Source organism: Elusimicrobiaceae bacterium (assembly GCA_017520185.1).
GTDB lineage: Bacteria > Elusimicrobiota > Elusimicrobia > Elusimicrobiales > Elusimicrobiaceae > Avelusimicrobium.
The window spans coordinates 24691-51325 of record JAFXGO010000034.1 but is presented as its reverse complement, the minus strand read 5'-3'; the positions used below and the strand labels follow the sequence as shown (position 1 = coordinate 51325).

At 42.0% G+C, this 26635-nt stretch carries 26 protein-coding genes; 20 read left to right on the top strand and 6 right to left on the bottom strand.

The annotated features are described in order from the left end of the window. A partial coding sequence (locus IKL48_06995) for a hypothetical protein (protein ID MBR3604394.1) occupies positions 1–556 on the top strand: 556 nt, incomplete at its 5' end. A gap of 22 nt (positions 557–578) precedes the next feature. Here the strand turns inward: IKL48_06995 and IKL48_06990 are convergent. After that, positions 579–2642, bottom strand: coding sequence for a SpoIID/LytB domain-containing protein (locus IKL48_06990; protein ID MBR3604393.1), 2064 nt, complete (start codon positions 2640–2642; stop codon positions 579–581). Positions 2643–2663: 21 nt separating this feature from the next. Between IKL48_06990 and lipA the strand changes: the two genes are divergently transcribed. Continuing rightward, on the top strand, positions 2664–3557 hold the full coding sequence (lipA, locus tag IKL48_06985) for a lipoyl synthase (protein ID MBR3604392.1): 894 nt from the start codon (positions 2664–2666) through the stop codon (positions 3555–3557). A gap of 18 nt (positions 3558–3575) precedes the next feature. Next, positions 3576–3983, top strand: coding sequence for a hypothetical protein (locus IKL48_06980; protein MBR3604391.1), 408 nt, complete (start codon positions 3576–3578; stop codon positions 3981–3983). Positions 3984–4483: 500 nt separating this feature from the next. Here IKL48_06980 and glyS read toward each other — a convergent pair whose 3' ends face one another. The 3 genes from glyS to IKL48_06965 are packed head-to-tail and all read right to left on the bottom strand — an operon-like array spanning position 4484 to position 7430. After that, positions 4484–6226, bottom strand: a complete 1743-nt coding sequence (gene glyS, locus IKL48_06975) for a glycine--tRNA ligase subunit beta (GenBank protein ID MBR3604390.1) — start codon at positions 6224–6226, stop codon at positions 4484–4486. Then, on the bottom strand, positions 6211–6561 hold the full coding sequence (locus IKL48_06970) for a glycine--tRNA ligase subunit beta (GenBank protein MBR3604389.1): 351 nt from the start codon (positions 6559–6561) through the stop codon (positions 6211–6213). Before IKL48_06970 ends, glyS begins: the two co-directional genes overlap by 16 nt. After that, positions 6558–7430 (bottom strand): glycine--tRNA ligase subunit alpha, encoded by an 873-nt coding sequence (locus IKL48_06965; protein ID MBR3604388.1) that lies wholly within the window; start codon positions 7428–7430, stop codon positions 6558–6560. The genes IKL48_06970 and IKL48_06965 overlap by 4 nt, the downstream gene beginning before the upstream one ends. 95 nt (positions 7431–7525) lie before the next feature. Here IKL48_06965 and IKL48_06960 point away from each other — a divergent pair, with 95 nt between their 5' ends. Then, on the top strand, positions 7526–8185 hold the full coding sequence (locus IKL48_06960; GenBank protein MBR3604387.1) for an HAD family phosphatase: 660 nt from the start codon (positions 7526–7528) through the stop codon (positions 8183–8185). A 23-nt stretch (positions 8186–8208) separates the two neighbouring features. Here the strand turns inward: IKL48_06960 and recO are convergent, their stop codons facing one another. After that, positions 8209–8913: a DNA repair protein RecO gene (recO, locus tag IKL48_06955; protein MBR3604386.1), complete on the bottom strand. Its 705-nt coding sequence runs from the start codon at positions 8911–8913 to the stop codon at positions 8209–8211. Between the two features lie 196 nt (positions 8914–9109). Between recO and rpmH the strand changes: the two genes are divergently transcribed. The 16 genes from rpmH to IKL48_06875 all read left to right on the top strand — a co-directional run bounded on the left by rpmH (position 9110) and on the right by IKL48_06875 (position 25621). Then, on the top strand, positions 9110–9247 hold the full coding sequence (gene rpmH / locus IKL48_06950; protein ID MBR3604385.1) for a 50S ribosomal protein L34: 138 nt from the start codon (positions 9110–9112) through the stop codon (positions 9245–9247). 3 nt (positions 9248–9250) lie between these two features. Further along, positions 9251–9646 (top strand): ribonuclease P protein component, encoded by a 396-nt coding sequence (gene rnpA, locus IKL48_06945; protein MBR3604384.1) that lies wholly within the window; start codon positions 9251–9253, stop codon positions 9644–9646. Beyond that, on the top strand, positions 9639–9875 hold the full coding sequence (gene yidD, locus IKL48_06940) for a membrane protein insertion efficiency factor YidD (protein ID MBR3604383.1): 237 nt from the start codon (positions 9639–9641) through the stop codon (positions 9873–9875). Before rnpA ends, yidD begins: the two co-directional genes overlap by 8 nt. Positions 9876–9949: 74 nt before the next feature. Further along, entirely contained in the window at positions 9950–11536 is a 1587-nt protein-coding gene (gene yidC / locus IKL48_06935; GenBank protein ID MBR3604382.1) for a membrane protein insertase YidC, read from the top strand. 11 nt (positions 11537–11547) lie between these two features. Continuing rightward, positions 11548–12843, top strand: a complete 1296-nt coding sequence (locus tag IKL48_06930) for a Jag N-terminal domain-containing protein (GenBank protein MBR3604381.1) — start codon at positions 11548–11550, stop codon at positions 12841–12843. 131 nt (positions 12844–12974) lie between these two features. Next, entirely contained in the window at positions 12975–14333 is a 1359-nt protein-coding gene (mnmE, locus tag IKL48_06925) for a tRNA uridine-5-carboxymethylaminomethyl(34) synthesis GTPase MnmE (GenBank protein MBR3604380.1), read from the top strand. Beyond that, a complete protein-coding gene (gene mnmG / locus IKL48_06920; GenBank protein MBR3604379.1) occupies positions 14334–16118 on the top strand; it encodes a tRNA uridine-5-carboxymethylaminomethyl(34) synthesis enzyme MnmG in 1785 nt (594 codons plus the stop codon). Further along, on the top strand, positions 16099–16743 hold the full coding sequence (gene rsmG, locus IKL48_06915; protein MBR3604378.1) for a 16S rRNA (guanine(527)-N(7))-methyltransferase RsmG: 645 nt from the start codon (positions 16099–16101) through the stop codon (positions 16741–16743). Before mnmG ends, rsmG begins: the two co-directional genes overlap by 20 nt. Further along, positions 16731–17996 carry a hypothetical protein gene (locus IKL48_06910; protein ID MBR3604377.1) on the top strand — a complete coding sequence of 422 codons (1266 nt, stop codon included), beginning with the start codon at positions 16731–16733 and terminating at the stop codon, positions 17994–17996. Before rsmG ends, IKL48_06910 begins: the two co-directional genes overlap by 13 nt. Then, positions 17996–18877 carry a 16S rRNA (cytosine(1402)-N(4))-methyltransferase RsmH gene (gene rsmH, locus IKL48_06905; protein MBR3604376.1) on the top strand — a complete coding sequence of 294 codons (882 nt, stop codon included), beginning with the start codon at positions 17996–17998 and terminating at the stop codon, positions 18875–18877. The genes IKL48_06910 and rsmH overlap by 1 nt, the downstream gene beginning before the upstream one ends. Then, positions 18874–19128 carry a cell division protein FtsL gene (gene ftsL, locus IKL48_06900; GenBank protein MBR3604375.1) on the top strand — a complete coding sequence of 85 codons (255 nt, stop codon included), beginning with the start codon at positions 18874–18876 and terminating at the stop codon, positions 19126–19128. The genes rsmH and ftsL overlap by 4 nt, the downstream gene beginning before the upstream one ends. A 1-nt stretch (position 19129) precedes the next feature. Continuing rightward, the gene (locus IKL48_06895) at positions 19130–20830 is read left to right on the top strand and encodes a penicillin-binding protein 2 (protein MBR3604374.1); all 1701 of its coding nucleotides are present in this window, start codon (positions 19130–19132) and stop codon (positions 20828–20830) included. A gap of 26 nt (positions 20831–20856) precedes the next feature. After that, entirely contained in the window at positions 20857–22200 is a 1344-nt protein-coding gene (murF, locus tag IKL48_06890; protein MBR3604373.1) for a UDP-N-acetylmuramoyl-tripeptide--D-alanyl-D-alanine ligase, read from the top strand. A 6-nt stretch (positions 22201–22206) separates the two neighbouring features. Then, positions 22207–23292 carry a phospho-N-acetylmuramoyl-pentapeptide-transferase gene (locus tag IKL48_06885; GenBank protein MBR3604372.1) on the top strand — a complete coding sequence of 362 codons (1086 nt, stop codon included), beginning with the start codon at positions 22207–22209 and terminating at the stop codon, positions 23290–23292. 3 nt (positions 23293–23295) lie between these two features. Beyond that, the gene (locus IKL48_06880) at positions 23296–24525 is read left to right on the top strand and encodes a cell division protein FtsW (GenBank protein MBR3604371.1); all 1230 of its coding nucleotides are present in this window, start codon (positions 23296–23298) and stop codon (positions 24523–24525) included. 1 nt (position 24526) lies between these two features. Beyond that, a complete protein-coding gene (locus tag IKL48_06875) occupies positions 24527–25621 on the top strand; it encodes a UDP-N-acetylglucosamine--N-acetylmuramyl-(pentapeptide) pyrophosphoryl-undecaprenol N-acetylglucosamine transferase (protein ID MBR3604370.1) in 1095 nt (364 codons plus the stop codon). A gap of 35 nt (positions 25622–25656) precedes the next feature. On the opposite strand, the gene mltG is transcribed toward IKL48_06875, so the two are convergent. Then, positions 25657–26628 (bottom strand): endolytic transglycosylase MltG, encoded by a 972-nt coding sequence (mltG, locus tag IKL48_06870; GenBank protein MBR3604369.1) that lies wholly within the window; start codon positions 26626–26628, stop codon positions 25657–25659. Positions 26629–26635: the final 7 nt, after the last annotated feature.

Here is a 26635-nt window from a genome sequence, read left to right as displayed (position 1 = left end):
TGGCGGTTTGGAAGCTTGCGAAGAAACGTATAGAGCTAAGTACGGCGAGAGAAAACTCCAAGAGTTTAAGAATATTTTAGAGGTCCGGGAAAAATGGGTGTATTATATGGAGAAAAACCCGATCTTTAAATATTATGTCTTAAACCGTAATTTTGCAGACCTACAATCTTTAAATCAACAAGAGTATGAAACCTTGATCGCCTTCTTTTCTGGGGCGGAACTGACTGAAGGTTGGCAATATTTTCTAGGATCTGCTCCAAACGTTATGGTCAATGTCGACGGATACCTTATTCGTGACCCTGACGGTTTCAGCGTAACTAGTGTAAGTATTAATCCGATTTATGTCAAAATATCTGATCAATTAGTGGCAGAGATTTCCCCTGAAATCTTACAGATTAGTATATATAGACAAGATTTGACAACTAATTTTTACCGTTCCTTAAATTGGAAAAACAGTAAAGATTTACAATTAATGTGGGATTTTATAAATTCATTTTCTCGTCGTGCAATTAAAAATAGTCTATCGTTCATCGAGAATGGGAACCAGCAAGATTAGCATCTCTAATCGGAGTGGGATTTTATTCTTTTCTGGTATCGGTTAAATCAGTATTGGGGAAGTAATGTTGTAAAATTTCTTTATAGTCTTGCCCAGCTTCAGCCCGGCCGGCAGCACCTGTTTGACAAAAGCCTACCCCATGCCCCCAACCGCCACCGTAAAAGACAAAGTTTTTCAGTTTTCTGTCTTCATAGTTAGGCACCACAATGAAATAACTGCTTCTAAGCATGCCGGGACAAAGGTTATTGCGGATTACATTTTCTTTTTTAAGTGTCACACTACCCTTTGTTCCCTTGACTAAAACTTGGCTGACATAACCGGAACGTCCCCGCTTTTGCGGAATAATGGCGGTAATGGTGCCGATGTCTTTTTTCTGTCGTTTAATAATCTGGCGCAAGTCTTTTTCTTCCACGACGCGCGTCCAACGATAGGCCGCACGGCTGACATTTTTGTCATATTTACTATATGCATCATGCGGATGCTGAAGTAAATTTTTAAATTGATAGGGCTGAAGGGCGGTAAAATCAAAATCTTTATAATCGGAAACGGGGTTTAAATAGTCCGTAGCATACCAGCCTGCTTCTTTGGCACTCTGTGTAAAACCTCCTGCATTAGCCGAAAACACACTTTCTATGGGTTTTTCTTTGTACAAGAGTACCTGACCCATCGTAGACTCTACGGCTGCGTTTCCCGTTTCGCTTTCGGCTGTGACCCCACCATATACTTGGCAGTTTTGCGTATCGCATAAATCATAGCCGTAGGCTTTATGCTTACCTAAGTGCTTCATAGCATATGTGCGTGCCAATACCGCTTGTGCACGCAAGGCATTCATAGGAAATTGCTTGGGCATTTCCGAAGACATAACCCCCATTAAATACTCCTCAATATTGACGATATTGATTGCCAACAATGTGGCGCGTTTGACGTCGTGTTTTATTTCCAATTGTCCACGATACTCTTTATCATCAACACTGGCCCACGTCATACCGGCGCCGCTCATTACTTTTTTCACCAAAATGGTAGCACCCTCAAACGAGGAGGGGGGTTTTACAGTTATGATAATACTGCCCGAAAAAGGATATTTCTTCCCTTTTGCAGATACTAATACTGCTTTCCCTTTATTTAGTTGCACACTCCAAGTTTCTTTGGCTTTGCCGATCAGCAAGGTTTTGCCGGTTGCTTTTAGTGTGACTGTAAACGGGTGGGAGGGGATAAAGGTCAATTGGTTGCGCGTGGCAGGCCTTCCTCCGGCCGTAGTGCCGATGGCGACACGAAGGGTTTGTAATTTGCCTTCCAGCGAAACAACCGGCTTTACAATGGTGTGCAGTTGGCGTTCTTTGCGGTTTTCCAACTCTTTTTCTTGTTTGGTAAGTTTGGGTTTTAGACGCGTAAGGGCGGCATTGTAAACGGTATTTTTGGGGCTGGCAGAGCGTAAAATGCGATATTGACGATAAGCCTCATTATAATTTTTGGCTTTTTCCAAACTACGTGCCCAAGCAAGGCGGGCTTCGGTAAACTGATGGTCATAATTGACCGCTTTTTCATAGGCAGCGGCTGCCTGCTGCCATTGTGTTTCTTTCTCGTAAATTTGTCCTAATAAAAAATTAGACAAAGCGGTATGATTATTGCCGTTGGCGGCTCTTTGTAAATTAAGTTTGGCCAGTTGAGTTTCACCCATACCCAGCTGTGCTCTGGCTAAGTGAATAAGTAAAAATTCGGACCGTTCTCCGCCGCCCTCTAATAATGAGAAAAATTTCTCAGCATTTTCATATTGGCCGTCTGCCAAATAGGCTTCGGCCATAAATTCCGTCACTTCAGCATCAGTCGGATAAAGCAAATAAGCCACGCTCATAATATCTACTGCTTGCTTGGGGTGGCCTTGTTCCAATTCAATATAGGCCGCATTTAAAAAAGCATCTTTTTCTTTGCTCTCTTTGGAAATTTGCAAATATTGCTCTAAAGCGGTTTGTGGGTGGCCGGAAAAATAAGTTTCTGCCGCTTCTGACAAACTAACCGCTGCTTTTTCTTGCGCTTGCGCACAAAAAGCAATAAAAAACGTTAAAAATAAAAGGAGTAATTTTTTCATATTTACTATAATTATATCAATATGACGGCACAAATTCCTCAATGGTTAAAAGAAATGGTCGGCAAAAACAAGGCCGCCCTTCGTTCTCAGCGCGCTTTGCAAGCGCAAAATTCATTAGACGTGCGCTCTTTACACACTGTATGTGTAGAGGCGCGATGTCCCAATCGCGGTGAATGTTTCAACTGCGGTGATGCTACCTTTATGATTTTGGGGGGCATTTGTACGCGCGGTTGCAAATTTTGCGCCGTCACCAAACAAACCCCTTTACCGCCTGATGAGCAAGAGCCGGAAAATGTGGCAAAAACCGTCAAAGAATGGAATATCCACTACGCGGTGCTGACATCTCCTACCCGCGATGATTTAAAAGACGGAGGGGCCGGCCATTTTGCCCGCGTGATAGAGGCGATACGCGCTTGCACTCCTGAAGTACAAGTAGAGCCGTTGATTCCTGATTTTCGCGGAAAAACTGAAGATTTGGAAACGGTGCTGTCGGCGCGTCCTGCCGTATTGGCCCATAACATAGAAACCGTTGCCGAACTTTATGCCGGCGTGCGTGTGGGAGCGGATTACAGACGTTCTTTAGACCTATTGGCCCATTGCAAAAAAGTAGCTCCGAATGTTTTCACTAAATCAGGCATCATGTTGGGGCTGGGGGAAACAAACGAACAAATCAAACATACCTTACAGGATTTGCGTTCTGTAGGGGTGGATTTGCTAACGATCGGGCAGTATTTGGCACCTTCTAAAGAGCATCATCCCGTACTGTCTTATCCTCAGCCGCAAGAATATCAAAAGTGGCAGCAATATGCTCTCTCTATTGGGTTTTTAGGTGCTGCTTGTGGTCCGTTGGTGCGGAGCAGTTATCGGGCAGGTGCTTTATATAAAGAGGCTCTTTTAGCACAAAAAATTTTATAAAAAGGATATAATAAAAATATGAAAAATTTATTTATTTGTTTGTTTGCTCTATCTTTGTGTGCTTGTGCCGGAAATCCTCCGACTTGGTGGAATCCCTCCGGTACATACAGCCCGAAAACGAACTCTCACCAAGAAGCAGAGGTTCAATCTAAACCTGTTGTCATGGGGCCGACTGTGCAAGAAGAACCGATGGAGCAATCCATTGAGCCGGCATTGGAATCCTATGAAGAAATGCGCTTAACCCCTTTGCCACAGACAGACGGGACAGAACAAAACCAAGAAACTCAAATTGACAAAGAGATGACTGAAGCTGAAGAGTTGAATTTGACGGGTACTCAAAGTACCGTTTCAACGGCTACATCTCAGCCGAAGGAAGACTCTCTGTTGACAGATGGGCCTTTGCCACCGCCCAGTGTGCTTGAGTAATTAAAGACCCTGCTAAAAGTGGGATTTTTATTCATATATATTTTTTCACAAAAAAGGCCCCCCGATATCCAATCGGGGGGTCACGTCGTTTGTGTCATTGCATTTTCCTTTTCTACTCAGTTCCAACGAATTACGCTTCGGACACCTTGTCAACTGCTCACTTCGCATCGGCCGAACCATATACATCAACCTCCGCTACTTCCGCCACGTCTGCACGGCCTTACCGCTAGCCGCCGCAGAGAAGACACACAACATACGCGGCGCACATCAACGGCAACCTTCCTTGCAACACTCCATTTGCGGCTCATACATCCGCGCGTAAATGAAGCCCAACCCAGCGGTCCAACCTCTCACATCTGGCAGTCATACAAAGCCCCAAACAACATTAGAACCGGGACTAACTTATTACTTAGTATAAGCGGATTTAATAAATTGTCAAGGGGTAAAATAAAAAAGAAAACCCTCGTCGATAAACGAGGGTTTTTGATGTGTTTTTAACCTTATAATTTGCTGATATCTGCTATGCCTTGCGTTAAAATACTGCGCACATGGCTTAGCAATGCTAACCGATTGTTGCGTACGGCGGTATCGTCTACATTGACCATTACATCTGTAAAGAACTTAGATAACGGAGCGGCAAAGCCAGCACAAACAGACAAAGTTTGTTCGCAAACGTTTTGTGTTTGTCCTTGAGATGCCAATTCATTTAATACGGATTCTGCATTTTGTACAGTTTTGAAAAGTTCTTTTTCAGCTTCTTGCTGTAAGAGGTTTTCCTCTACGCGATTGTCGGAAACAGACGCCTTTTTCAGGATATTACATACGCGTTTGGAGGCTTCTGCTGCGGCAGCAAAGTCTGCACCGCTTCGGCTATTTTCCAACACTTTAATCAAGGTTTCCACTTGTTCAAGGGGTGTTTCATACCAATGGTTGACCGCTTGTAAGGTGGAGGCTTGATGGCCACGTTGTTGCATGAGCAAGGCTAAACGTTGGAAGAAGAAATCTTTTAGTTGTTTCTCTGCTTCTTGTAGATCTTTACCGGCATAAAGAGATAAAGATTTTTGGATTACTTCTTTTAAAGAAACGTTTAATCCTTTTTCAAGTAAAATGCGCACTGCACCAAAGGCCTGACGACGTAAAGCAAAGGGGTCTTCACTTCCGGTGGGGATTTGCCCGATAATAAAGTTTCCAGCCAAAGTATCTACTTTTCCGGCTAAAGAAACGATAGCACCGGTTAAGGTAGAGGGAATTTCTGAATTAGAAGAAAGAGGGAAGTAAAATTCTTCCATTGCTTGGGCTTCTTCATTATGGCCTTCCAATTCTGCATAGCGGCCACCCATGTAGCCTTGTAATTCAGGAAACTCATAGACTACAGAACTGGCCAAATCTGCATAAGCATAACCAGCCGCATAGGTGACGCTGTCTTTAATAGCATTTTGATTTAAGCGGTCACAGAGCCACATGGCCAATTCGCGCGTGCGGTCAGATTTTTCCAACAAATTGCCCAAGCCTTCCAAAAAAGTGCGGTCTGCCAATTTGTTTTTAAATAAGTCCAAACTTTCTTTTTTATCGTTTTCATAGAAGAAAACAGCATCAGACATACGTGCAGACATTACTTTTTTAAATCCGTCGCATACTTCTTGCTGATTGACGGAAACACCATCCCGTACGGCGATAAAGTACGGCTGAATTTCATTTTGATCATTGACTACGGGGAACATTTTGAGTTGGGTTTTGAAAACGGTGCCGATAAAGGCTTTCGGCAAAGTTAAAAACTTAAGTTCAAAATCTCCGCAAACTGCTACCGGATGTTCGGTGAAATAAACGGTTTCTTCAATTAGGGCAGCATCTAAATCCGCATGATAACCGCGTGCTTTGGCTTCTGCCATAACGCTGCGGATTAAGGCTTCTCTGCGTTCTTCCGGAAGGGCCAAAATAGGCTGCGGTTGGGATTTTAAAAGATCTACATAGTAAGATTTATCGGCTTTTTCCACACGAATCGGCTTGCGACCAAAAGAAGTAATCGGATAAGTAAAACGGTTGGATTTTACACCGGCTACCTCAAAAGGAACGATTTTATTTCCGTATAAACCGATTAAACTGCGAATCGGGCGCGCCCATTTAAGCCCGCTTTCTTCCCAAACCATATTTTTGGCAAATTCAATACCGGTAATAATACGAGTAAAAATTTCCGGCAAGAGTTTAATCGTTTTTTCACCTTTAATATTTAAATCGGCAAAAATAAAAGGTCCTTTTCGGTTTCTTTAATAACCAATTTTTCAGGAGCAATACCGTTTCTTTGGGCAAAGCCGGCACTTTGAGGAGTGAAGTTTCCTTGAGCATCTTTTAAAAGTTTAGCCGGAGGTCCTTTGACTTCTTTTTTCTCATCGGCAGATTTCTCGGCAATGCCTTCTATAATCAGGCACAGACGGCGATAAGTGCCAAACGCAGATACTTGATGGTAAGAAATGCGTTTTTCTTCTAAAAGGGATTTAGCCAAACTTTCCATTTGGCTCATAGCCGGTTTAACAAAGCGAGAAGGCAGATGTTCACAACCAATTTCTAAAAATGCGTTCATTTAGCAACCTCCTCTTTTTCTTCTTTAGGCTCTACGCTTTCTACATATACTTTTGCGCAGGCTTTGGCTAAATTGCGGATTTTAGTGATGATATTCGTGCGGTCCGAAACAGAAATGGCTCCGCGTGCTTCCAACATATTGAAATAATGAGATACGCGCATGGCACATTCATAAGCAGGCAGGTAGAGGCCTTTTTTGCATAAAGCATGGCATTCTTCTTCAGCTTCTTGAATGTAGCGGCGCAAGTGTTCTACATTGGTTTCTTCAAAATAATAGTGGGAGAATTGACGTTCATTTTCGTGATGTACATCACGATAAGTGACGGTATCGTTCCAACGTAAGTCAAAGACATTGTCCACTTTTTGACAATACATAGCAATACGTTCCAACCCATAGGTAATTTCTACCGTAATGGGATTTAACGAGTAACCGGCCATGTTTTGGAAATAAGTAAACTGCGTAATTTCCATGCCGTCTAACCAAATTTCCCAACCTACGCCGGACGCCCCTAAGGTGGGGGATTGCCAATCGTCCTCAATAAAGCGCATATCATGTTCTTTAGGGTTTAAGCCGATAGCTTTTAAAGAGTTTAAATAGATTTCTTGAATATTGGCCGGAGCCGGCTTCATAATAACTTGGTACTGATAATATTTGCCCAAGCGGTTAGGGTTTTCTCCGTAGCGACCGTCGGCAGGGCGGCGGCAGGGCTCTACATAAGCGCGGTTAACGGGGGTCTTGGTTAAAGAACCCAAAACGGTGGCGGGGTTAAATGTGCCGGCACCTTTTTCCATATCATAGGGTTGTACAAGGATACAGCCTTGTTTCTTCCAATAATCGTTTAAGGAAGAAATAATATCTTGAAAGTTCATTCCGTGTTTCATATATACAATTATACAAAACATAGGGGAAGGCGCGAAGATAAAAATGAAAGATTGGCGAAAGAAAAAATAACTGCTACAATAAAATGATGATTAAGAGCATTATTTTTGATATGGATGGCACACTGTTTAGTACGGAGCCGATTTATTTTAAATGTTATCAATCGGCCGCTAAACCGATGGGGTTGGATTTTACTTTTGATTTGTTTGAAAGCTGTATTGGTATGAGCGCAGCCGATGCTGCCCCGATTATGAAAAGCTACTTCGGAAGGGAAGTGGACGTGCAGGCTTTGCACGATGCATGCTGCCGACATTTTGAAGACTATATGCAGAAATATCCCATTCCGTTTCGTCCTTGTGCAAAAGAAACGGTAAAATACTTTTATGATAGAGGATTTAAATTGGGAGTGGGTACCTCTAATATTCGCCGCTGGGCGGAAACCTTGCTGGAGAAAAATGAAATCAGGTCGTTTTTTCACACTGTGGTGACGGCAGACGATGTGGCCAATCCCAAGCCTGATCCGGAAGTGTTTTTGCGTTGTGCGCAAAATTTACAGACGGATATTGCTCAATGCATCGTTTTTGAAGATTCCGTAGCAGGAGCTACGGCGGCTATATCGGCCGGCGCACGTGCAATTATAATTCCTGATTTAAAACAACCTACTAGTTTTGTAAAAGAGAACGCCTTTAAAGTCTATCGGTCTATGTGTGATATTTATCCGGATATGGATGATTTGCTGGCCTAGATGTGTTCGCTTTGACATTTCTTTTACGCAATCACTTCTGCCGCTTTCAAATCGAGGGCGGGGGATTGCTCTGATTTTTCAAAATATTCTTCTTCCGATAAGGCAAAAGGCTTTAATGTTTGCAGAGGGAAAGTAAGATATTGATTTAAAAAACGTCTGCAAACTTCATTGCATTTACTTAAAGAAAGCAAATCTTCCGGCTCTTGAAAATTTAAGGCGGAAAAAGATTCAAAGTGCATTTTTTCCCAAAATTCTTTGCTTATTTTTAATACAGGGTGATCTAAACCAAAACCGGCGGCAGTCATCAAACGCAAGGTAAAAGCAGCAGAAAAAGCAGTATTTACTCCGTTTAACTCAAGCTCTGTCAAAGCCTGCAATAAAAGGCGGTACTTTTCAGCGCTGGGTTGATGCATTGGGGTAAGGCGCATCATCAACTCACAAAAATGCAAGGCTAGTGTTTGGCGTTTCAAATCCGTACGAATAGAGGGGAAAATGTGTTCTAATTTTCCACCGGTGACGGTTCCCATTACATTGGCTCTTTTAGTATAAATACGATACGTAGCGCAGGTAAAAGGCTCGCTAAAAGCCTTTAACTTTCCTTTGGCGCGGTTAACACCCGGCAAACGCAGGTTGATGCGCCCATGTTCTAACGTATAAAGCGCAATCACGCGGTCTGCTTCGCGAAAGTCTTGACGAAAAAGCACAATACCTGAATCTGTAAATATCATATAATAAATGTAGCAAATTTCTTAGCGCATTGTGTAAAACAGAGGGAAAATAAAAATCCTGTTGGACAGTTGCGTTTTGATAAGCTATAATATATAGGTCCTTTTTGCCGCGTGAGTTGCGCCGCAGAGGAGAATTTAACTTAATAACAGGAGTATATGAGCTTGAGTATTTTGCTCCGCTCGTATAAAAAGAAGCATGCTACCTACATACAGACCTAATAAAGCCAAAAGAGCTAAACACATCGGATTCCGCGCCCGTATGGCTACCGCCGGTGGACGCAAAGTCCTCAGCGCCAGAAGAGCCAAAGGCCGCCACGAATTGATTCGTGCTTAGCATATGAGTTCCCAGGGCTTCCCCAGAGGTTGCCGTCTGCATCTTAAAAACGATTTTAAGAGTACCATTCATGACGGTAAACGTATACAAGGCCCCGGCCTTGTGCTATGGTGGAAGCCTGCCCCTCTGGGAACAGAGCAAAGACGTTTGGGGCTAGTTGTATCTAGAAAGTTAGGACACGCGGTAGTCAGAAACCGCGTAAAACGGCTTCTGCGGGAAGCTTTCAGACTTAACCGGGAAAGATTATCAGGCGGGGTGTATTATATTTTCAGTCCCCGCAACAGCGAGACCTTAGCCACGTTGAACATGGCTGAAAAAGCCCTGTTGGCGGTGTGCCAAAGGGCCGGATTATTACAAGCTCAACAAACTATTCAGAGCTACGGTGCCCAAAATGAATAAAATTTCGCTGATGGGCAAGAATTTATTGCTATTTTTACTTAGCGTTTTTATGCTGTTGGTTCGGCCTTTGTTGGGGCCGAGAGGGGTGTGTCGTTTTACGCCTACCTGCAGTCAATATGCCAAAGAGGCAATAACCAAACATGGGGTTTTTAAGGGAGTGTGGCTATCTCTTATCAGAGTATTAAAATGCCACCCTTTTCATCCGGGCGGATACGATCCGGTACCTTAGAGCCCGCTTTTCCGTGTTTGAAAGCCTACTGAAAAGAAGCCCGCCGCTCAAGCGGCCTATTTTCAGAGGTTTTTATGGATAGAAAATTTTTACTTGCAGCGGTATTTTTTATGCTGTTGTTTACGGGGTATAATCAATTTGTTGTCGTGCCTCGTGTACAAGCAGAGCAAAAAGCCGCTGAAGAAGCTTTGGCCAAGACTCAACAAGAATTGGCTATGGCGGAGTCTTCCGCATCTGTTGTTAAAACTCAAAAAACCGCATTACCGGAAGAATTAATTACCTTCCAATCTCCAGTTGCTCAGATTACTTTTACATCTAAAGGCGCTGGTATCAAAGAATATTTGTTCAAAGATGTATTGGGTGATGTTAACCTGACTCCTTATAAAGGGGAAGGGTATTTGACCACCTTACCGCAAGTCGATTTCCGTGAAACCAAACGCACAAAAGATACCATTACTTTTGCGGGTGATTTAGCCGGCGGTGTGGTGATGGAAAAAACCTATACCTTTGCGGAAAACGGTATCAATCACGTCAATATTACTTTTGCCAATAAAACAAACAAAGATATTACCTTACCGGCATTTTCTTTTAACTTTGGGCCCGGTTTATCTACCGTAAAAAGTGAGTTGAAGGATAACGCACGTGAGTCAAAAGCCGTATATTTGATGCAGGAAGAAGGGAAAAAGCACCCTACTTTGGTCAAGTTTACGTCTAAAGATAAATCTCCTGTTTCCAGTAAAGAGTGGATTTGGGCCGGTGTGCAAAACCGCTACTTTTTAAGTGTGTTGATTCCTCAAAATTGGACGGCCGCCACACTGCAGACCAAGAGCGAAGTGGTTGACACCCAAGAACGCTTTTGGGGATTATTTGGCACGAGCGAGGTGAAAGGACCGCAACTGTCTATCAATGTGCCCAGCCAAACGTTGGCCGGAAAAACCAATATAGCGTTAAATTCCGACTTTTACTTTGGTCCTAAGGATTATCAAGCCTTTGAGCATCTGCCCTATCATTTTAGCCGCAGTATTGAATTTGGTTTCTTCGGTACATTGGGTCGCTTAGCCCGCAATGTGCTGGAAACTTTCTATGGTTGGACCGGCAATTACGGGGTGGCTATTATCATGCTGACGGTGCTTTTACAGACTTTATTGTTTAAGTTTACCTTAATGTCTTTAAAATCCAGCGTAAAAATGAAAAGAGTACAGCCTGAAATGAAGCGATTGCAAGAGAAATATAAAGCAAATCCGGAAGTATTAAACCGCGAAATGATGGCTTTGTACCAAAAGCACGGGATTAATCCGTTGGCAGGTTGTTTGCCGATGCTGATTCAACTTCCGATTTTCTTGGCATTGTTTAATGCCTTGCGCACTTCTTGGTCTTTGCACGGAGCGGGATTTGTGGGTTGGATTACGGACTTGTCTGCTAAAGATCCCTATTACATCTTGCCTATTTTGATGGGGGCAGTGATGTTCTTCCAACAACGTTCCACCGTACCTAGTGGTATGGATCCTGCGCAGGCAGCCATGTTTAAATACATGCCTTTGATTTTTACCTTGTTGTTTATGAATTTTCCTTCCGGTTTAGTATTGTACTGGTTGACAAACAGTTTGATTACCTTTGGTATTCAAACCATGGTTAATAAAAAACTCGCACAAGCGAAATAGGAGTCTATTTTATGCCGCATAAAGTAAAAGTAGAAGCAAAAGATGTTTCTTTGGCTATTGAAAAAGGCTTAAAAAAATTAGGTCTTCGCCGAGATCAAGTGGAAGTGACGGTTATTGAAAATCCGCGCAAAGGCTTTTTAGGTTTTGGTGCTCGTCCGGCTATTGTGGAAGTGCGCCAGAAACGTTGGGTATCTTCTAATTTAGATGCTCAAATCTATATGGACGTTCCTAAAAAGAAACGTTCTAATAAAGGGCATTCCTCTGGCAATAGACGCGGTCGTAAACAAGAAGATGGCGCCGTACGCGAAATTAAACGTGGAGGACGTCGCTCTTACGGAGCCGGCCGTAAAGCTGAAAATATCTTAAAAACGAATGAAAAACAACTTTTGCCGTCTTTGGAAATCCAAAATGCCGTTGTGCCCGAATATTTGCAAGCCCCTTTACAAGAGGCCAAAGACTTTTTAAACAATGTTTTGGCTCATATGGACGTAAAAGCGGAAAACTTGAATGCTTGGTGGGACGAAAAACAACACCGTATTTTGCTCACCTTTGATTGTGATCATCCGGCCATTGTGATCGGTAAAGAAGGTAAAACGTTAGAGTCTTTGCAATATTTGGCTACATTGAGTTTGAGCCGCCATTTTGATAAGCCGATATCCGTTATTGCCGATACGCAAAACTATTGGCGCAAAGCCGAAGATAAAATTAATGCCGATTTGGAATATGGTATCAACCAAATCAAAAACGGCTACAGTGTCTATCGTTTCCGCCCGATGAGTGCTCAATTACGTCGATATATTCATCGTGCAGCAGAAAACAATGAGTTTGTCATTACTGTATCTGAAGGCGAAGGCCAATGGCGTAAAGTGACGTTGCGTCCTCGTCCGGCAGATCAACCCGTTCAAAAAGAAAATGCGGTATCTGAAACAACGCTAAACGAGGCTACCCCTGCAGAAGTGCCGGCAGAAGAACAGGTCTTTGTGCAAACTCCGACCCAAGTTGAAGCAGTCGCAGAAGCCACACAAGATACCCAACCTGAAACGGTTGTTGAGGAAAATGTTCCTCTGCAACAAGTACCTGCCGAAAATGTGGAAACAGTAGAAAATATCGAGCAGGAACCTGTTGTAGTAGAAAATGAGGTCTCTGCTACTGTTCAAACACTTGCCCCAGAATCACAATCTCAAGACCAGGTAGAGCAGCCCGTTTCTCAAGTAGAGAATAGCGCTTCATCTTCTGAAAATGAGTCTCAGACGGATTGTGCCTGCGGTCCCTTATTTCAATCCGTTGAAAATAACGAAAACAAATAACTTCATTAAAACTAAAAAGCCCCAGTTTTATGCTGGGGCTTTTTTTGTCTCCCTGCCTGTTTGTGGATTATTTGCGCGCGCGTACGGAAAAGATACCCAAAAACTAATCTAAAAATTATAAAATATAATCTATGCAAACTACCATTGTCGCACCGGCTACTGCAGCCGGTCAAAGTGCCGTTTCTTTGGTCCGTTTAAGCGGACCGGAGAGTTTGTCTATATTGCGCAAACTCACGCAAGCAAATAAAGTTTTTCCGCCGCGTGAGCAAGTGTTTTGTCGTTTAAAAGACGGAGATAGTGTGTTAGATGAGGCATTGGTTTGTTATTTTCCGGCACCGCGCAGTTTTACGGGGGAAGATGTGGTAGAATTTGCCTTACACGGATCTGCCTACATTCGTGGACGATTGTTGGAACTTTTGTGCCAAGCCGGTGCGGTACCTGCCGCAAGGGGGGAATTTTCTTATCGGGCTTTTTTGAACGGAAAAATGGATTTGTTGGAAGCACAAGGCTTATGTGATTTAATTTCCGCCGGAAATAAAGCCGCGCATGATTTAGCCCTTTCTTCCTTAGATGGCAGACTCAGTGAAAAATTTACCCACATTAAATCTGCTTTATCGGAGTTATTGGCGCAGATAGAAGTGCGTTTAGATGATGTAGATGAAGAAATGACTCCGTTATCTGAAGAATATGTCTCCACTGTTTTACAAGAACAAATCCACGTATTAAACAAATTGGCAGATACCTTTTCCGTCGGACGTCTTATTAAAGAAGGGGTAAAAACAGCCATCGTGGGTGCGCCAAATTGCGGTAAATCCAGTTTACTCAATGCTTTAGTAGGTTTTGACCGGGCCATCGTGGCAGACCAAAGCGGCACTACCAGAGACACCGTAGAAGAAACCCTAGATTTGGAGGGGCAAAAATTTATTTTAACCGATACTGCCGGTATCCGCGAACATGCCTTAGACCCTGCCGAACAAGAAGGTATGAGACGCAGTTTGCGCGCGATGGAAAAGGCTGACTTGGTGTTGTTTGTGACGGATTTAACCAGAGAATTAACCTTAGAGGAGCAGGCTCTTTGGACAGATGTGGAAAAACAAAATAAACCCGTCATTTTGGTGCTAAATAAAACAGATCGCGCACCGGAGGGTCGTTGCTCTTTGGAAGGAAAAGCCTTAAAAACCGTTTATGTTTCTTGTCAAAACGGACAAGGGTTAGACATATTAAAAAAAGAGATTTTATCTTTTGTTTCCGCGCCACAATTTGAACAACAAGACGGGGTAATGATTTCTAACTTGCGCCAATATGAGGCCGTCTTGCATGCACAAACGGAGCTGGAAAGCGCGTTGGTGCAACTGAAATATCAAGCAGGGTTGGAACTATATGCTGAGCATATTCGCTCTTGCTTGGGTGCTTTAAAAGATTTGATCGGTGAAGTGACTCCCGATGATGTACTTGGAATTATTTTTTCTAAATTTTGCATGGGTAAATAAATGTTTGAATATAAAGAAATGTATGATGTCATTGTTGTAGGTGGCGGACATGCCGGTTGTGAGGCGGCTTTGGCAGCGGCAAAAACCGGTGCTAAAACTTTGCTGATGAGTCAAAACTTAGATACCATTGCCCAAATGTCCTGCAATCCCTCTATCGGTGGTATTGCCAAAGGCCAAATTGTGCGAGAAATAGACGCCTTAGGCGGAGCGATGGGTTTAATTACAGATTCTGCTGCCGTACATTACCATTTGCTCAATACTGGTAAAGGGCCGGCTGTTCATTCTCCGCGTGTGCAATGCGATAAAAAAGACTATCAATTTAATTTTAAACATGCCCTAGAATTGCAAGATAATTTAGACGTTATTCAAGACGAAGCAACCGAAGTAGCCACCGATGACAAAGGGGTATGCGGCATTATCACCCTGCGTCAAACTTTTTACCGTGCAAAAACGGTGGTGCTGACAACGGGTACATTTTTAGGTGGAACGATTCATATCGGGGAAATTATGTTTCCGGGCGGTCGTTATAACGACATGCCCAGCAATCACCTCTCTGATAGTTTAAAGAAATTAGGGCTTAACATCATTCGCTTTAAAACAGGTACTCCCATGAGAATTAATGCCCGGGGAATTGATTTTTCTAAGTTTCGCCTGCAACCCAGCGATAATCCTTTCCAACCTATTTCTCATTTTACGGATTATCAAACGCAGTCTAAGCGTAAATTTCTCTCTTGCTACATTACGCGTACAACTGATGAAACAGATAAAATCTTGCGGGAGAATTTCCAACGTTCGGCCATGTATAGCGGTAATATTACCGCATTAGGGCCGCGTTATTGTCCTTCTGTAGAAGATAAAACTAAAAAGTTTCCGGAGGTAAAATCTCACCCGTTATTTTTAGAGCCGGAAGGAAACAATACCCAAGAATATTATATTCAAGGGTTTTCTACCAGTATGCCGGAAGAAGTGCAACGGGCATTGTTGGCTTCTGTACCGGGTTTGGAGAATGCCGTTATTACACGGGCGGGATATGCCGTAGAATATGATTTTGCCGATCCGATGGACCTCTATCCTTCTTTAGAAAGCAAGAAGATTGCGGGGTTGTTTTGCGCCGGACAAATGAACGGAACCACCGGTTATGAAGAAGCCGGCGGACAAGGGTTTGTGGCCGGTGTGAATGCGGCCCGAAAGACGCAAAATAAAGAACCTTTTGTGCTACGCAGAGATGAGGCTTACATCGGAGTTTTGATAGATGATTTGGTGACCAAAGGGGTCAATGAGCCTTACCGTATGTTTACCTCTCGGGCAGAGTACCGCATTTTGCTTAGAAACGATAATGCCGATTTGCGCTTATGTCCTCATGGTTTTGCGCTGGGAACATTAGATACAAAATACAAAAAGGCCTTTGAAAATTACCAAAAACAAGTAGAATTATTAAAGGCGGACCCAAATCATCAAATAGATGAAACCGACCTTTACCCATGGAGTGCCGAAAAGGTTCGTTTTCATGTGGAAGTACATCAGAAATATTCGGGCTATTACGAACGCAACAAAAAAGATGCCGAAAAGTTGGCTCAATCTGATAATATCGTTATTCCGGAAGGGTTTGATCCTTCGTCAGTCAAAGGTTTGTTGATTGAGAGCAGACAAAAGTTAAAGGCCGTATGTCCTCGCACGTTGGGGCAGGCCTCTCGCATACCGGGAGTGACACCGGCCGATATCCAATTGTTGGCTATTCATATTGAACGTTTTCGGAGGCTTAAACATGCAGAAAAAAATGCGTGATTTTGCCTTTAAAATCGGTTTAAGCATAACTGACAATGCCTTAGAAAAATTGGCTTTGTATGCTGATTTAGTGTGGCAAAAAAAAGATTTTTTAAATTTGACTAGTGTTTGTTCCAAGCAGGAAATTTTTTCGCGTCACTTATGTGATGGGTTAAGTGCAGCTGCTTTTTTGAACAAAAAAACACAAGGGGGCGTTTTTTCTGTAGCGGATATGGGCTCCGGAGCGGGATATATCGGCTTAACTATTGCCATTACATTACCGCAGGTTAAGGTGACATTGGTAGAAAGTTTGGAAAAAAGATGCTCTTTTATGAATTGGGCTATTTTAAAGTTGGGACTACAAAATGTGACCGTATCTTGTGCCCGTTTAGGACAAAAAGAAGTAGGAACGTTTGATTTTGTGACGGAGCGCGCAATGGGGCAAATCAATGACATCTTGCCTTTGATTGCTCCTTGTGTAAAAGAGGGGGGATTTTTTATACCTTATCAAAGTGACCCTCATGAAGCAAAAAAAGATTTATTAACGCGCTTAAATTTAAGCAAACAAACTCCGGTAGCGTATACTTTACCGGAGGAAAATAAAGAACGCTTTTTGGCGGTATTTCAAAAAGAATGGATATCATAAAACAAATTTCCATTTTGTTGTGGGTGCTGGGAGCGGTGCTGATAGCTCCTCCAATTTTGCGTCATTTTGATGTTGACGTAAAAGAGGCCTATGCCAAAATTTTAGCCATTGACAGTCATAAAAAAGATGCCTTTGATAAATCCGTTTTGAAAAAGAAAGATATTTCTCAGGAGATTTTTGATGAGTTGTTTCAAGATTATCATGAAGAAAATCTAGACAAAAAGGTTTTGGAAAAAGAATTTAAAGAATTAATTTCCGGTTTGGAACGGGTTGAATCGATTGTTCATGAAAATCGAGATAAAGTAATCGGTGTGCCGGCGGCTTTTCGTGCACCGAAAGGGGCAGAAAATAAAGTGCGCTGGTTGCCGCCACCGCCGGGCTTCTCTACGGGAGAAACTTTTAATTATTTAATCTATCGTGAAAACTCCTCCGTAGGGGAGAAACTAAAAAGTGTGTTAGATACTATTCATGGTAATTTAATGTTGGATTTAACTCCTTTTACTTTGGTATCTAAACCTAATAAAATTTTGGTCATGCTCTTTGGCGATAGGAAAACTTATACCACGTTCACCAAACGTCCGCCGTGGTCCGGTGCGGCTTCTGATTTGCGTGCCGATACCATGTATGTGATAGAAGGAAAAAATTTTTATCCGTTATCTGTGCATGAATTGACGCACTTATATTTTGATGGATATTTCTTGCCTTCTGTTTCTCCGCTTTGGCTTTCTGAAGGAATGGCTGTTTATATGCAGATTTATGCTACCCGTCAAAAACCGGCCTGGATAGGCCATAGTATCGGAAATATTTTAAGAGGAGGATACATTCCTTTAGAGGAAATGGTGACAGTGGAAGATTTATCGCACTTAACCACTGATCAGGCAGAATTATGGTATACGCAGGCCTATAGCATTATTGATTATTTGCTCAATGAGCGGACAAGGGATGAGTTTTATCGTTTTTGTAATGAATTAAAGATGGGCACTCCCATTTATCAAGCATTGTACAGAGCCTATGGCATGCCTTTTACCAAAGTATCCGTTTTACAGAATGTTTGGCTGCATGATTTGGCTAAGCATGGAGAGGGACATTTGTTTTTGTCTAATCAAAAACGGCCCTTGCCGGCGGAAGTAATATCTTCTACCCAAACGGTCTCTGTAAGAAAGCAGCCAAGAGCGGTAGTTAAAAACCCACAAAAAACAGTGATTCCTAAATTAAAAAAAGTAGACACAAACAGTTTTAGAGGGGGATTTTAATGCAACAACAATGGACGCATATTCCCATATTAGCTCCGGAAATAGCGGAACTTCTTTTATTAAATAAAGACGGCATTTACATAGATGGCACTTTAGGATTGGGCGGTCATACTAAATTCTTTTTGGAAAGGCTCTCTGCCCAAGCACGTATATTCGGTTTTGACCGGGACTCACAGGCCTTATCTATGGCGCAAGAACGGGTGGCAGATGCGCGTTTGACGGCTATCCATGCCTCTTATACTCAAGCGGCCGAAGTGCTGAAAAAACAAGGAATTGACGGGGTTGATGGGGCTTTGTTTGATTTAGGGTTAAGTTCTTATCAATTAGATAATCCTGCTAGAGGATTTAGCCTGTTAAGAGATGGGCCTTTGGATATGCGTTTTGATTTATCGGCCCCTTTAACTGCCGAAAAGATAGTCAATGAGTGGGGCCTTGCCGAATTAGAGCGTATTTTTGTGGAATATGGAGAGGATAGAAATGCCCATGCCATCGCTATGTCTATCATGGCCAGCCGCAGAGAAGGACGCATAGACACTACATTTAAATTAAAAAATATCGTTGAAAAGGTAGTAAAAGGCAGAGGAAAAATCCATCCGGCTACACAAATTTTCCAAGCACTTCGCATTGCTGTGAATGATGAGTTGGGGGCTGTGGAAAGCGTGGTATCCACCTTGCCCGATATTATTAAAGCGGGTGGACGGGCCGCTGTGCTGACCTTCCATTCTTTAGAAGATCGTTTGGTGAAAAAATATTTTAAAGATTTGGCCTCCGGCGGCGCTTGGAAATTGGTTAATAAACATGTCATTGTGCCCAGTTATCAAGAGGTACGCAGCAATAGCCGCAGCCGAAGTGCCAAATTAAGAGTGATTGAAAGAATATGAGAGTATTTATCATTGTTTTTATTTCAGCTATTTTTGCTTTTGGAGTCGTGATGATGAGGGTGGAAATTCATCGTGCGGGCCGTTCTATTGGTAAATTACAAAATGAAGTACAGGTAAAAGAAGCGCGAAATCAATATTTAGAGTTGGAAAATGCACGTTTATCAAGTCCCTTAATCGTAAGCGAAATAGCCCAAGAACAATTAAAATTACGGCGTACTCCGCCACAAAATGTCGTAGTGTTGGAAAATTAATATGTTTCGAAAGAAAAATCCTTTTTCCTTTAATACTAAAGCACGCATGAAATTATGCGGGATGCTTTGTTTGTTTGCGCCTTTGGCCATCGGTATTCGCTTGTTTTATATGCAAACTTTTTTGCATGATGAGTTTGCATCTAAGGCAGACCGTACGATTTATAATTACTTAAAAGAGGATCGCCTGCGTGGGGAAATCTATGACGTGAACGGGAACTTTTTGGCGGAATCTGTGCGCACCCATTCTTGCGGTGTAAATAAACGTTATGTCAAAGATAAAGCAAAAACAATTGCGTTTTTGTCGGAAAACTTGGGGTTAACTAAAAAAGAAATAGAAAAAAAGTGGAATCAGCATAAAAATTTCTTCTTCGTTGCAAAGAAAATAAAACCTGAAACCTATATGAAGATGAGGCCCGTTTTGCGCACCTCTTTGGGACAAGGACTAGAATTAACTCCGGAATATGAGCGCATTCACCCCTACGGAGACAGTGCCATTGATATTTTGGGAGAAGCCAACTCTAAAAATTTGGGACTTTCCGGCATAGAATTAATGTTTAATGATGAATTGAGTCAAGACATCAGCAAGCGCAGAGCCAAGCGCGGCGGACGCGGAGAAGTGATTTACGACCGCAGTTTAAAAGAGGAAAAATCGGTAGGAAGTATTTATCTAACCATTGATTCTTTGGCTCAGTATTATGCCGAAAAAGCATTGGATCAAGCGGTGGCTGATTATGCGCCGGAACATGGCTTAATTTTGGTGCAAGAACCCAAAACAGGGCGCATTTTGGCTTCTGCATCTTATCCTCGTAAAGACGGGCAGGCTCTGCCTTTCCAATTTACTTATGAACCAGGCTCCACCTTTAAAACAATAGCCGTTGCTTCTGCCTTAGATGCAGGGGCGGTATCTATTGATGATGCTATCGACATGGAAGGACGTAAGTGGGAAGTGGCGCGCGGTGTCACCGTAAGAGATAAGCAACACGATAAAGATGAACTAACTATTCCTGAAATTATGGCCTTGTCTTCCAACATTGGAGCGGGGAAAATCGCTTTGGAATTGGGAGCAAAAAACTTCTTTTATTATATTAAAGCCTTTGGTTTCGGTACAAAAACAGATATTAATTTTAATGGCGAATCAAAAGGGTATCTGCCGCCTTATAATAAATGGACAAAAGTGGACACTGCCAGTAAAGGTTATGGTTATGGCATATCACTTACTCCGATACAACTCATCGGCGCTTATTCTGCCATTGCCAATGGCGGATATTTAATGCAACCGCACCTTGTGGACCGTATTGAATATTTCAACGGCAAAGTGGAAAAAAAGGCCAAAGTACAAAAGATACGCCGCGTATTAAAACCGGAAACAGTAAAAATAATGAAAGAAGTGCTGGAACACGTGGTTTTGGAAGGGTCTGGTCAAAGAGCTAAAATTGCCGGCTACGGTGTGGCCGGAAAAACGGGGACCGCCGAAAAATTAAGCAAAGAAGGTGGCTATGCCAAGCGACACCATGTGGTTTCTTTTTGTGGGTTTACGCCTATCAAAGACCCCCGTTTTACTATTTTGGTTGTGTTGGATAATCCTGCTAAATATACCTTCGGCGGTACGGCGGCTACACCGGTATTTAAACAAGTGGCCGAAGGGCTTTTGGCTATGTATGGCGTACCCCAAGAGCCGGCTGAAGAAGAACAGGAAAAGTGATTTTTTTATTATTGGAAGGAGAAAGTATGAAGTTGAATTTGACGGTAAATAAACTTGTTTCTATCACGCAAGGAGTTTTGTCCGGAGGGCGAGAAACAGATAAAATTAATTCTTTCGTCACCGATAGCCGCGTGATTGCGCAAGGTGATGTGTTTTGGGCCTTAAAAGGCCAAAGCCATGATGCGCACGATTTTTTAGATGATGTTATTGATAAAGGAGCCAAGTTTGTGGTGGTGGAAAAAGGCCGCTACACAAACACTAAGGATCATGTAGCCGTTTTGGAAGTGGACAACACCTTACGCGCACTTCAATCTTTGGCAAAATATCACCGTCAAAACAGTACACTTAAAATTGCTGCCATTACCGGATCTAATGGTAAAAGCACCACCAAACAAATGTTGAAATCCATTTGCCAACAAGCCGGTGAAACAGTGGCTAATATGGGTAATTTTAATAATCAATTCGGAGTGCCCTTTTCTTTATTAGAAATCCAAGACAAACATAAATATGGAATTTTTGAATTAGGGGCATCTCATCCGGGCGATATTGCCGAAATTGCCTCCTTAGCCTTGCCCGATGTTGCCGTAATTACCAATGTGTCTGCTGCTCATTTAGAGTTTTTTAAAGATTTGGAAACGGTTTATAAAACAAAGACGGAGATTGTGGATTGTATTGCTCCCGGCGGTTGCTTGGTGTACAATATAGATGATGAAATGCTGTCCCGATTGGCAGCGTATAAAGGCAAATCTATCAGTTTTGGTTTTTCAGATAGGGCAGACTTGCATATTTTGGAAACGGAACAATTTTCTTTTACATACAAAGATACGGCTTATGTGTTTGATTTAAAATTGGAACGACATGATAAATTAAATGCTGCCGCCGCTTGTGCTGCCGCCATCGCTTTGGGATTATTTATGGACGATATCCAAAAAGGATTGCAGGCCTACGTGCCTATGCCGATGCGTATGGAACGGCTTAAACGAGATAATACGCAATTTATTTTAGATTGCTATAATGCCAATCCTGCCAGCATGAAAAATGCTTTACAAATTTTGGGACGGGATACAAATACCCCGCGTATTGCCGTCTTGGGAGACATGAAAGAATTGGGAGAAACTTCCAAAGATTTTCATCGTTTAATTGCCCGTTGGATTTTGGATAATCAAATAGAATATGCCTTTTTAGCCGGAAAAGAAATGGGTTATGCCGCCGATATTTTAAAGGATAACACTTCGGTAAATTTGCATTATGCCGAAAATCCGAATGAATGGATCCCAATGTTAAAAGGACTGCTGGATAAACGCGGGGGGACCTGTTTGTTAAAGGCCTCTCGCAGTATGAATTTTGAAAAAATACTCAAGGAGATTTAAAAAACCATGCTATATTACTTGTCTTTATTTAAAGATGATTTAAGTTTCTTAAATATCTTTAACTACATTACTTTCCGTACCGGAGGAGCAATTGCCACTGCGTTTTTGATTTCTCTTGTTTTTGGACCTAGCTTGATTGCTAAACTTCGTTCTTTTAAAATTCAACAAATTGAACGAGAATATGGGCCGGCCTCTCACTTAAGCAAAAATGGTACCCCCACGATGGGCGGACTGCTGATTTTGGTAAGTCTGTTGCTCAGTGTGTTGCTATGGGCCAGACTGGACAGTGCCTATATCGGGCTAATGTTATTTACCACTATTAGTTTAGCCTTTGCCGGTATTTTAGATGATTACACCAAATTGGTAAAGAAAAATCCGGAGGGAATCGCCTCCTCTGTTAAACTAACCATTCAATTGTTTACGGCTATTGTAGTTGTGGCCTATTTGGCCATGAATCCGCCTAATGGGCAGTACACTACTGCTATGTTAATTCCCTATATGAGCAAGGCTTTTGTGGATTTATCTGTATTTTATTTTGCCTTTTCCATGTTGGTAATTGTGGGGTCCTCTAATGCCACCAACCTAACGGATGGCTTGGACGGTTTGGCAGCCGGATGTATGGTTTTTGCCGCTATTACTTATGCCGTATTTGCTTATCTAGCCGGCAATATCAACTTTGCAGATTATCTAAAAATTATCTATGTACCAGGTGCGGGGGAAATTACTGTATTTTTAGGTGCATTGGTGGGGGCATGTTTAGGCTTTTTATGGTTTAATGCCTATCCGGCCAGTGTCTTTATGGGAGATACCAGCTCTTTATTTTTGGGCGGAGTTTTGGGAACGGCCGCCTTGTGCGTAAAACAAGAGCTTCTGTTGCCGATTGCCGGTGGAATTTTTGTATTGGAAACGTTGTCAGTGATGATGCAAATGGGATATTTTAAATTAACACGCGGAAAACGTTTATTCAAAATGGCCCCGATTCATCATCACTTTGAATTATGTGGTGTACCTGAATCAAAAGTAATTGTACGTTTTTGGATCATGGGAGCGATGTTAATGCTGCTCTCTTTAGCTTCTTTAAAGATACGTTAATATATGCCAAAATTATTTTCTAAATCAAAAGCCAAAAGACCCATGGCAACAAGGCGGAATACGTTGTTTAAATCCGCCACGTCCGCACACAAACAAAACAACCTCTCCAAAGGTTGGCATTTTATGCAAATTGACAAAACATTGGCTTTTATTACCTTTGCCTTTGTGTGCGGAGGGTTGATTTTTACCTATTCTTCTTCCGCTTTTGATTCGGCCGGATTTTTTACCCGTCAAGTAATTTTTGACACCATCGGTATTTTGGCAGCTTTGTTTCTGTCTCAAATGTATGGCAAATTACAGCAAATCATTAAACCTATTTGGCTAATGTACGGCACTTGGGCTATGTTGATTGCGGTTTTGTTTACAGAGCCGATAGCCAATGTGCATCGCTGGATAGATGTAGGCCCTTTTAATATACAACCGTCAGAAATTGCAAAGGTGACTTTGGTCATCTATATAGCCAATTACCTAAGCACTGTTCAAGGCAGGCTGGGGAAGAATTGGAAAATGTTGATTAAGCCACTTTTAATAACGGCAATCACCTTTTTTCTGATGGGATTGGCTCCTGATTTGGGAACTCCAATGCTCATGGCAGCGGTAGTAGTGGCACTTTTATTTGTAGCCGGTGCCAATATTAAACACTTAGTGTTTTTAGGGTTATGTTCTGTTCCGCTGATTTTGCATCAATTAATTTTTTACCGCTATCGTTTAGAGAGGGTCCTTTCATTCTTAAATCCGGAAGCAACGGCCTCCACGTCCGGATATCAGTTAGTACAGTCCTTTATGGCCGTAGGTTCAGGCGGTTGGTTTGGTAAAGGATTGGGAAACAGCGAACTTAAACTTGAATATTTACCGGAGGCTCATACAGACTTCATTTTTTCTATCATGTGTGAAGAATTAGGCCTGTTTAGGGTTCTCATTGTTTTGGCCCTTTTTTGTTGGCTGCTGACACGTGGTATTTCTTTGGCTCGTATTGCTAAGAATAGTTTTCATAGTTTGGTTATTTTTGGTCTTACTTTAACAATTTGTTTGCAAGCATTCTTTAATATGGGAATGGCTATCGGTCTATTGCCGACGAAAGGGATCGCTTTGCCGTTTTTCTCATATGGCGGGTCTTCTGTAATTATGACTTTAGTGATGATGGGGATTATGGTTAATATGGCCGCCAGTGAATCGCAACCCAAACAATCTTATCAAGACGATTTTACAAGTTATAAAAATAGGAATAGATAGTATGAATAAACGTTTCTTAATCGCTGCCGGCGGAACGGGGGGACATTTTTATCCCGGTTTTTCTTTGGGCCGCTTACTCAACAAACAAGACTGTAGTGTGTTATTTATCGTGCGCAAAAATGATCCTGCTGTTCGAGTTTTAGAAGAACACAAATTAAAATATCAAGAAATTGATTTTTGCGCATTTCCTCGTACGTTAAATATTTTTAAATATTTTTCTTTTTTACTAAAACTTTGTAAGGCACTGGCACACACCAAACGTTTGGTGGAGAAATTTAAGCCGGATGTAGCCGTCGGTACGGGGGGATATGTTTCTTTTCCTTTAATTTTTTCGGCTCATTTAAAAGGAGTTAAAACGGCTGTACATGATTCCAACACCAAAATCGGTTTGGCCAATAAGGCTTGTTCTGTTTTTACGGATCTGTTTATGTTAGGGCTTCCGGTCAATAAAAAAATTCGCCATAGCCAACTGGTAGGCACACCTATCCGTCCTGAATTTGCTGAAAAGGTAAATAAAGAAAAAGTGTTGGAGAATTTAGGGCTTAATCCGCAGTATAAAACGGTTTTGCTTTTTGGTGGAAGTCAGGGAGCAAAAGCCTTAAATTTTGCTTTAATTGATGCCGTCAAGCAGTTAGTAGCAGAAAATGAGCAAATCCAATTTATCCATATCAGTGGCGAACGCTGGTATCAGACCATTACCAATCGATATGGAAAAACAAACCGGGTCCTTGTATTGCCTTATTCCAATGAAATTTATGACTTAATTCATGCTTGTGATTTGGCGGTTTGTCGTAGTGGGGCGGGCACATTGGCGGAGCTGATGTACTGTCAAAAACCGGCTATTTTGGTTCCTTTGCCGACGGCGGCGGCCAATCATCAGTTTTATAATGCCAAAGTATTGCAAAGTGTGGGGTGCGCTTCTTTGATAGAGGAGAGAGGAGATTTAACAAAAGAACTTTATACGGTAATGGACCGCATTTTAAATGCTCCTAATAACTCTACTTTGCAAAATATGAAGGAGAACTTTTCTAAATTGGATTTACCCAATCCGATGACTGCTTCTGAAAGAATTTCAGAAATCTTAAAAAGCCTTTAAATAAAAACCCCATTTTTTAATGGGGTTTTTATTAATTATTTTTTTCTGCGATATTTATTTTTCTTTAAAATATGTTCATTATAAGTACGGCTAAAATCATGTCGTCCGGTGTTGTCAGCCACAAAGTAAATAGCATCAAAATCCGGCTGAGGGTTTAAAACCGCTTTTACAGATTCATAACTTGGGTTGGCGATCGGTCCCGGAGGCAAACCGCCGTGACGATACGTATTGTAAGGAGAGGGGTTTCTTAAGTCCCGGTAGGTCAGCCCTTTTTTCCAATAGCGGTTTTCCCTAAAATTAAAACCTAACGCATATTGTACCGTAGGGTCCGCTTCAAGGCGTTTTCCTATTTTTAAACGGTTTAAATAAACAGCTGCAATTTTGGGACGCTCATCATGAAAAATGGCTTCTCTCTCCACAATAGATGCCACAGTCAATACTTCTTTTTCCGATAAATGCGTAGGATACTGTTTAAAAAGCGGTTTTATCTTTCTGTTGTATTGGTTTACCATAGCATCAATTACGGCCCATGCAGGGGTGTTTTCGGAAAAATGATAGGTGGAAGGGAAAAGGTATCCTTCCAATTGACGTTTGCGCACAATATCCAAAAAAACACGAGGATCTGTAATATTTTTTTCGGCCAACATCTCCGCTATTTCTTCACTTCTCCAACCTTCCAATGTAGTCAGTTTGGTTAGATGCAGGCATTGACCGCTTTTGATGCAGTTTAATACCGACTCGGCAGGCATGTTCGTGCGCAAATCATATTTTCCGGCTTTTAAATCAGAGGCGGAGGCAGATAACCTTAAAATCAACTTAAACCAAGTGGTGCTCTTAATAATACCCTTTTGTTTAAGTTGATAGGCCACTTGCCCGGCAGTTTGACCGGGTTTGATTTCAAAAACAACCGCAGTACCCTCTTGAAAGTAATGTAATTTAATAAATAGCGCAAACGCCGTGATGATCACGACAGTAAACAGGGAAAAAAGAAGTATGCGCTTTTTCATTGATTAC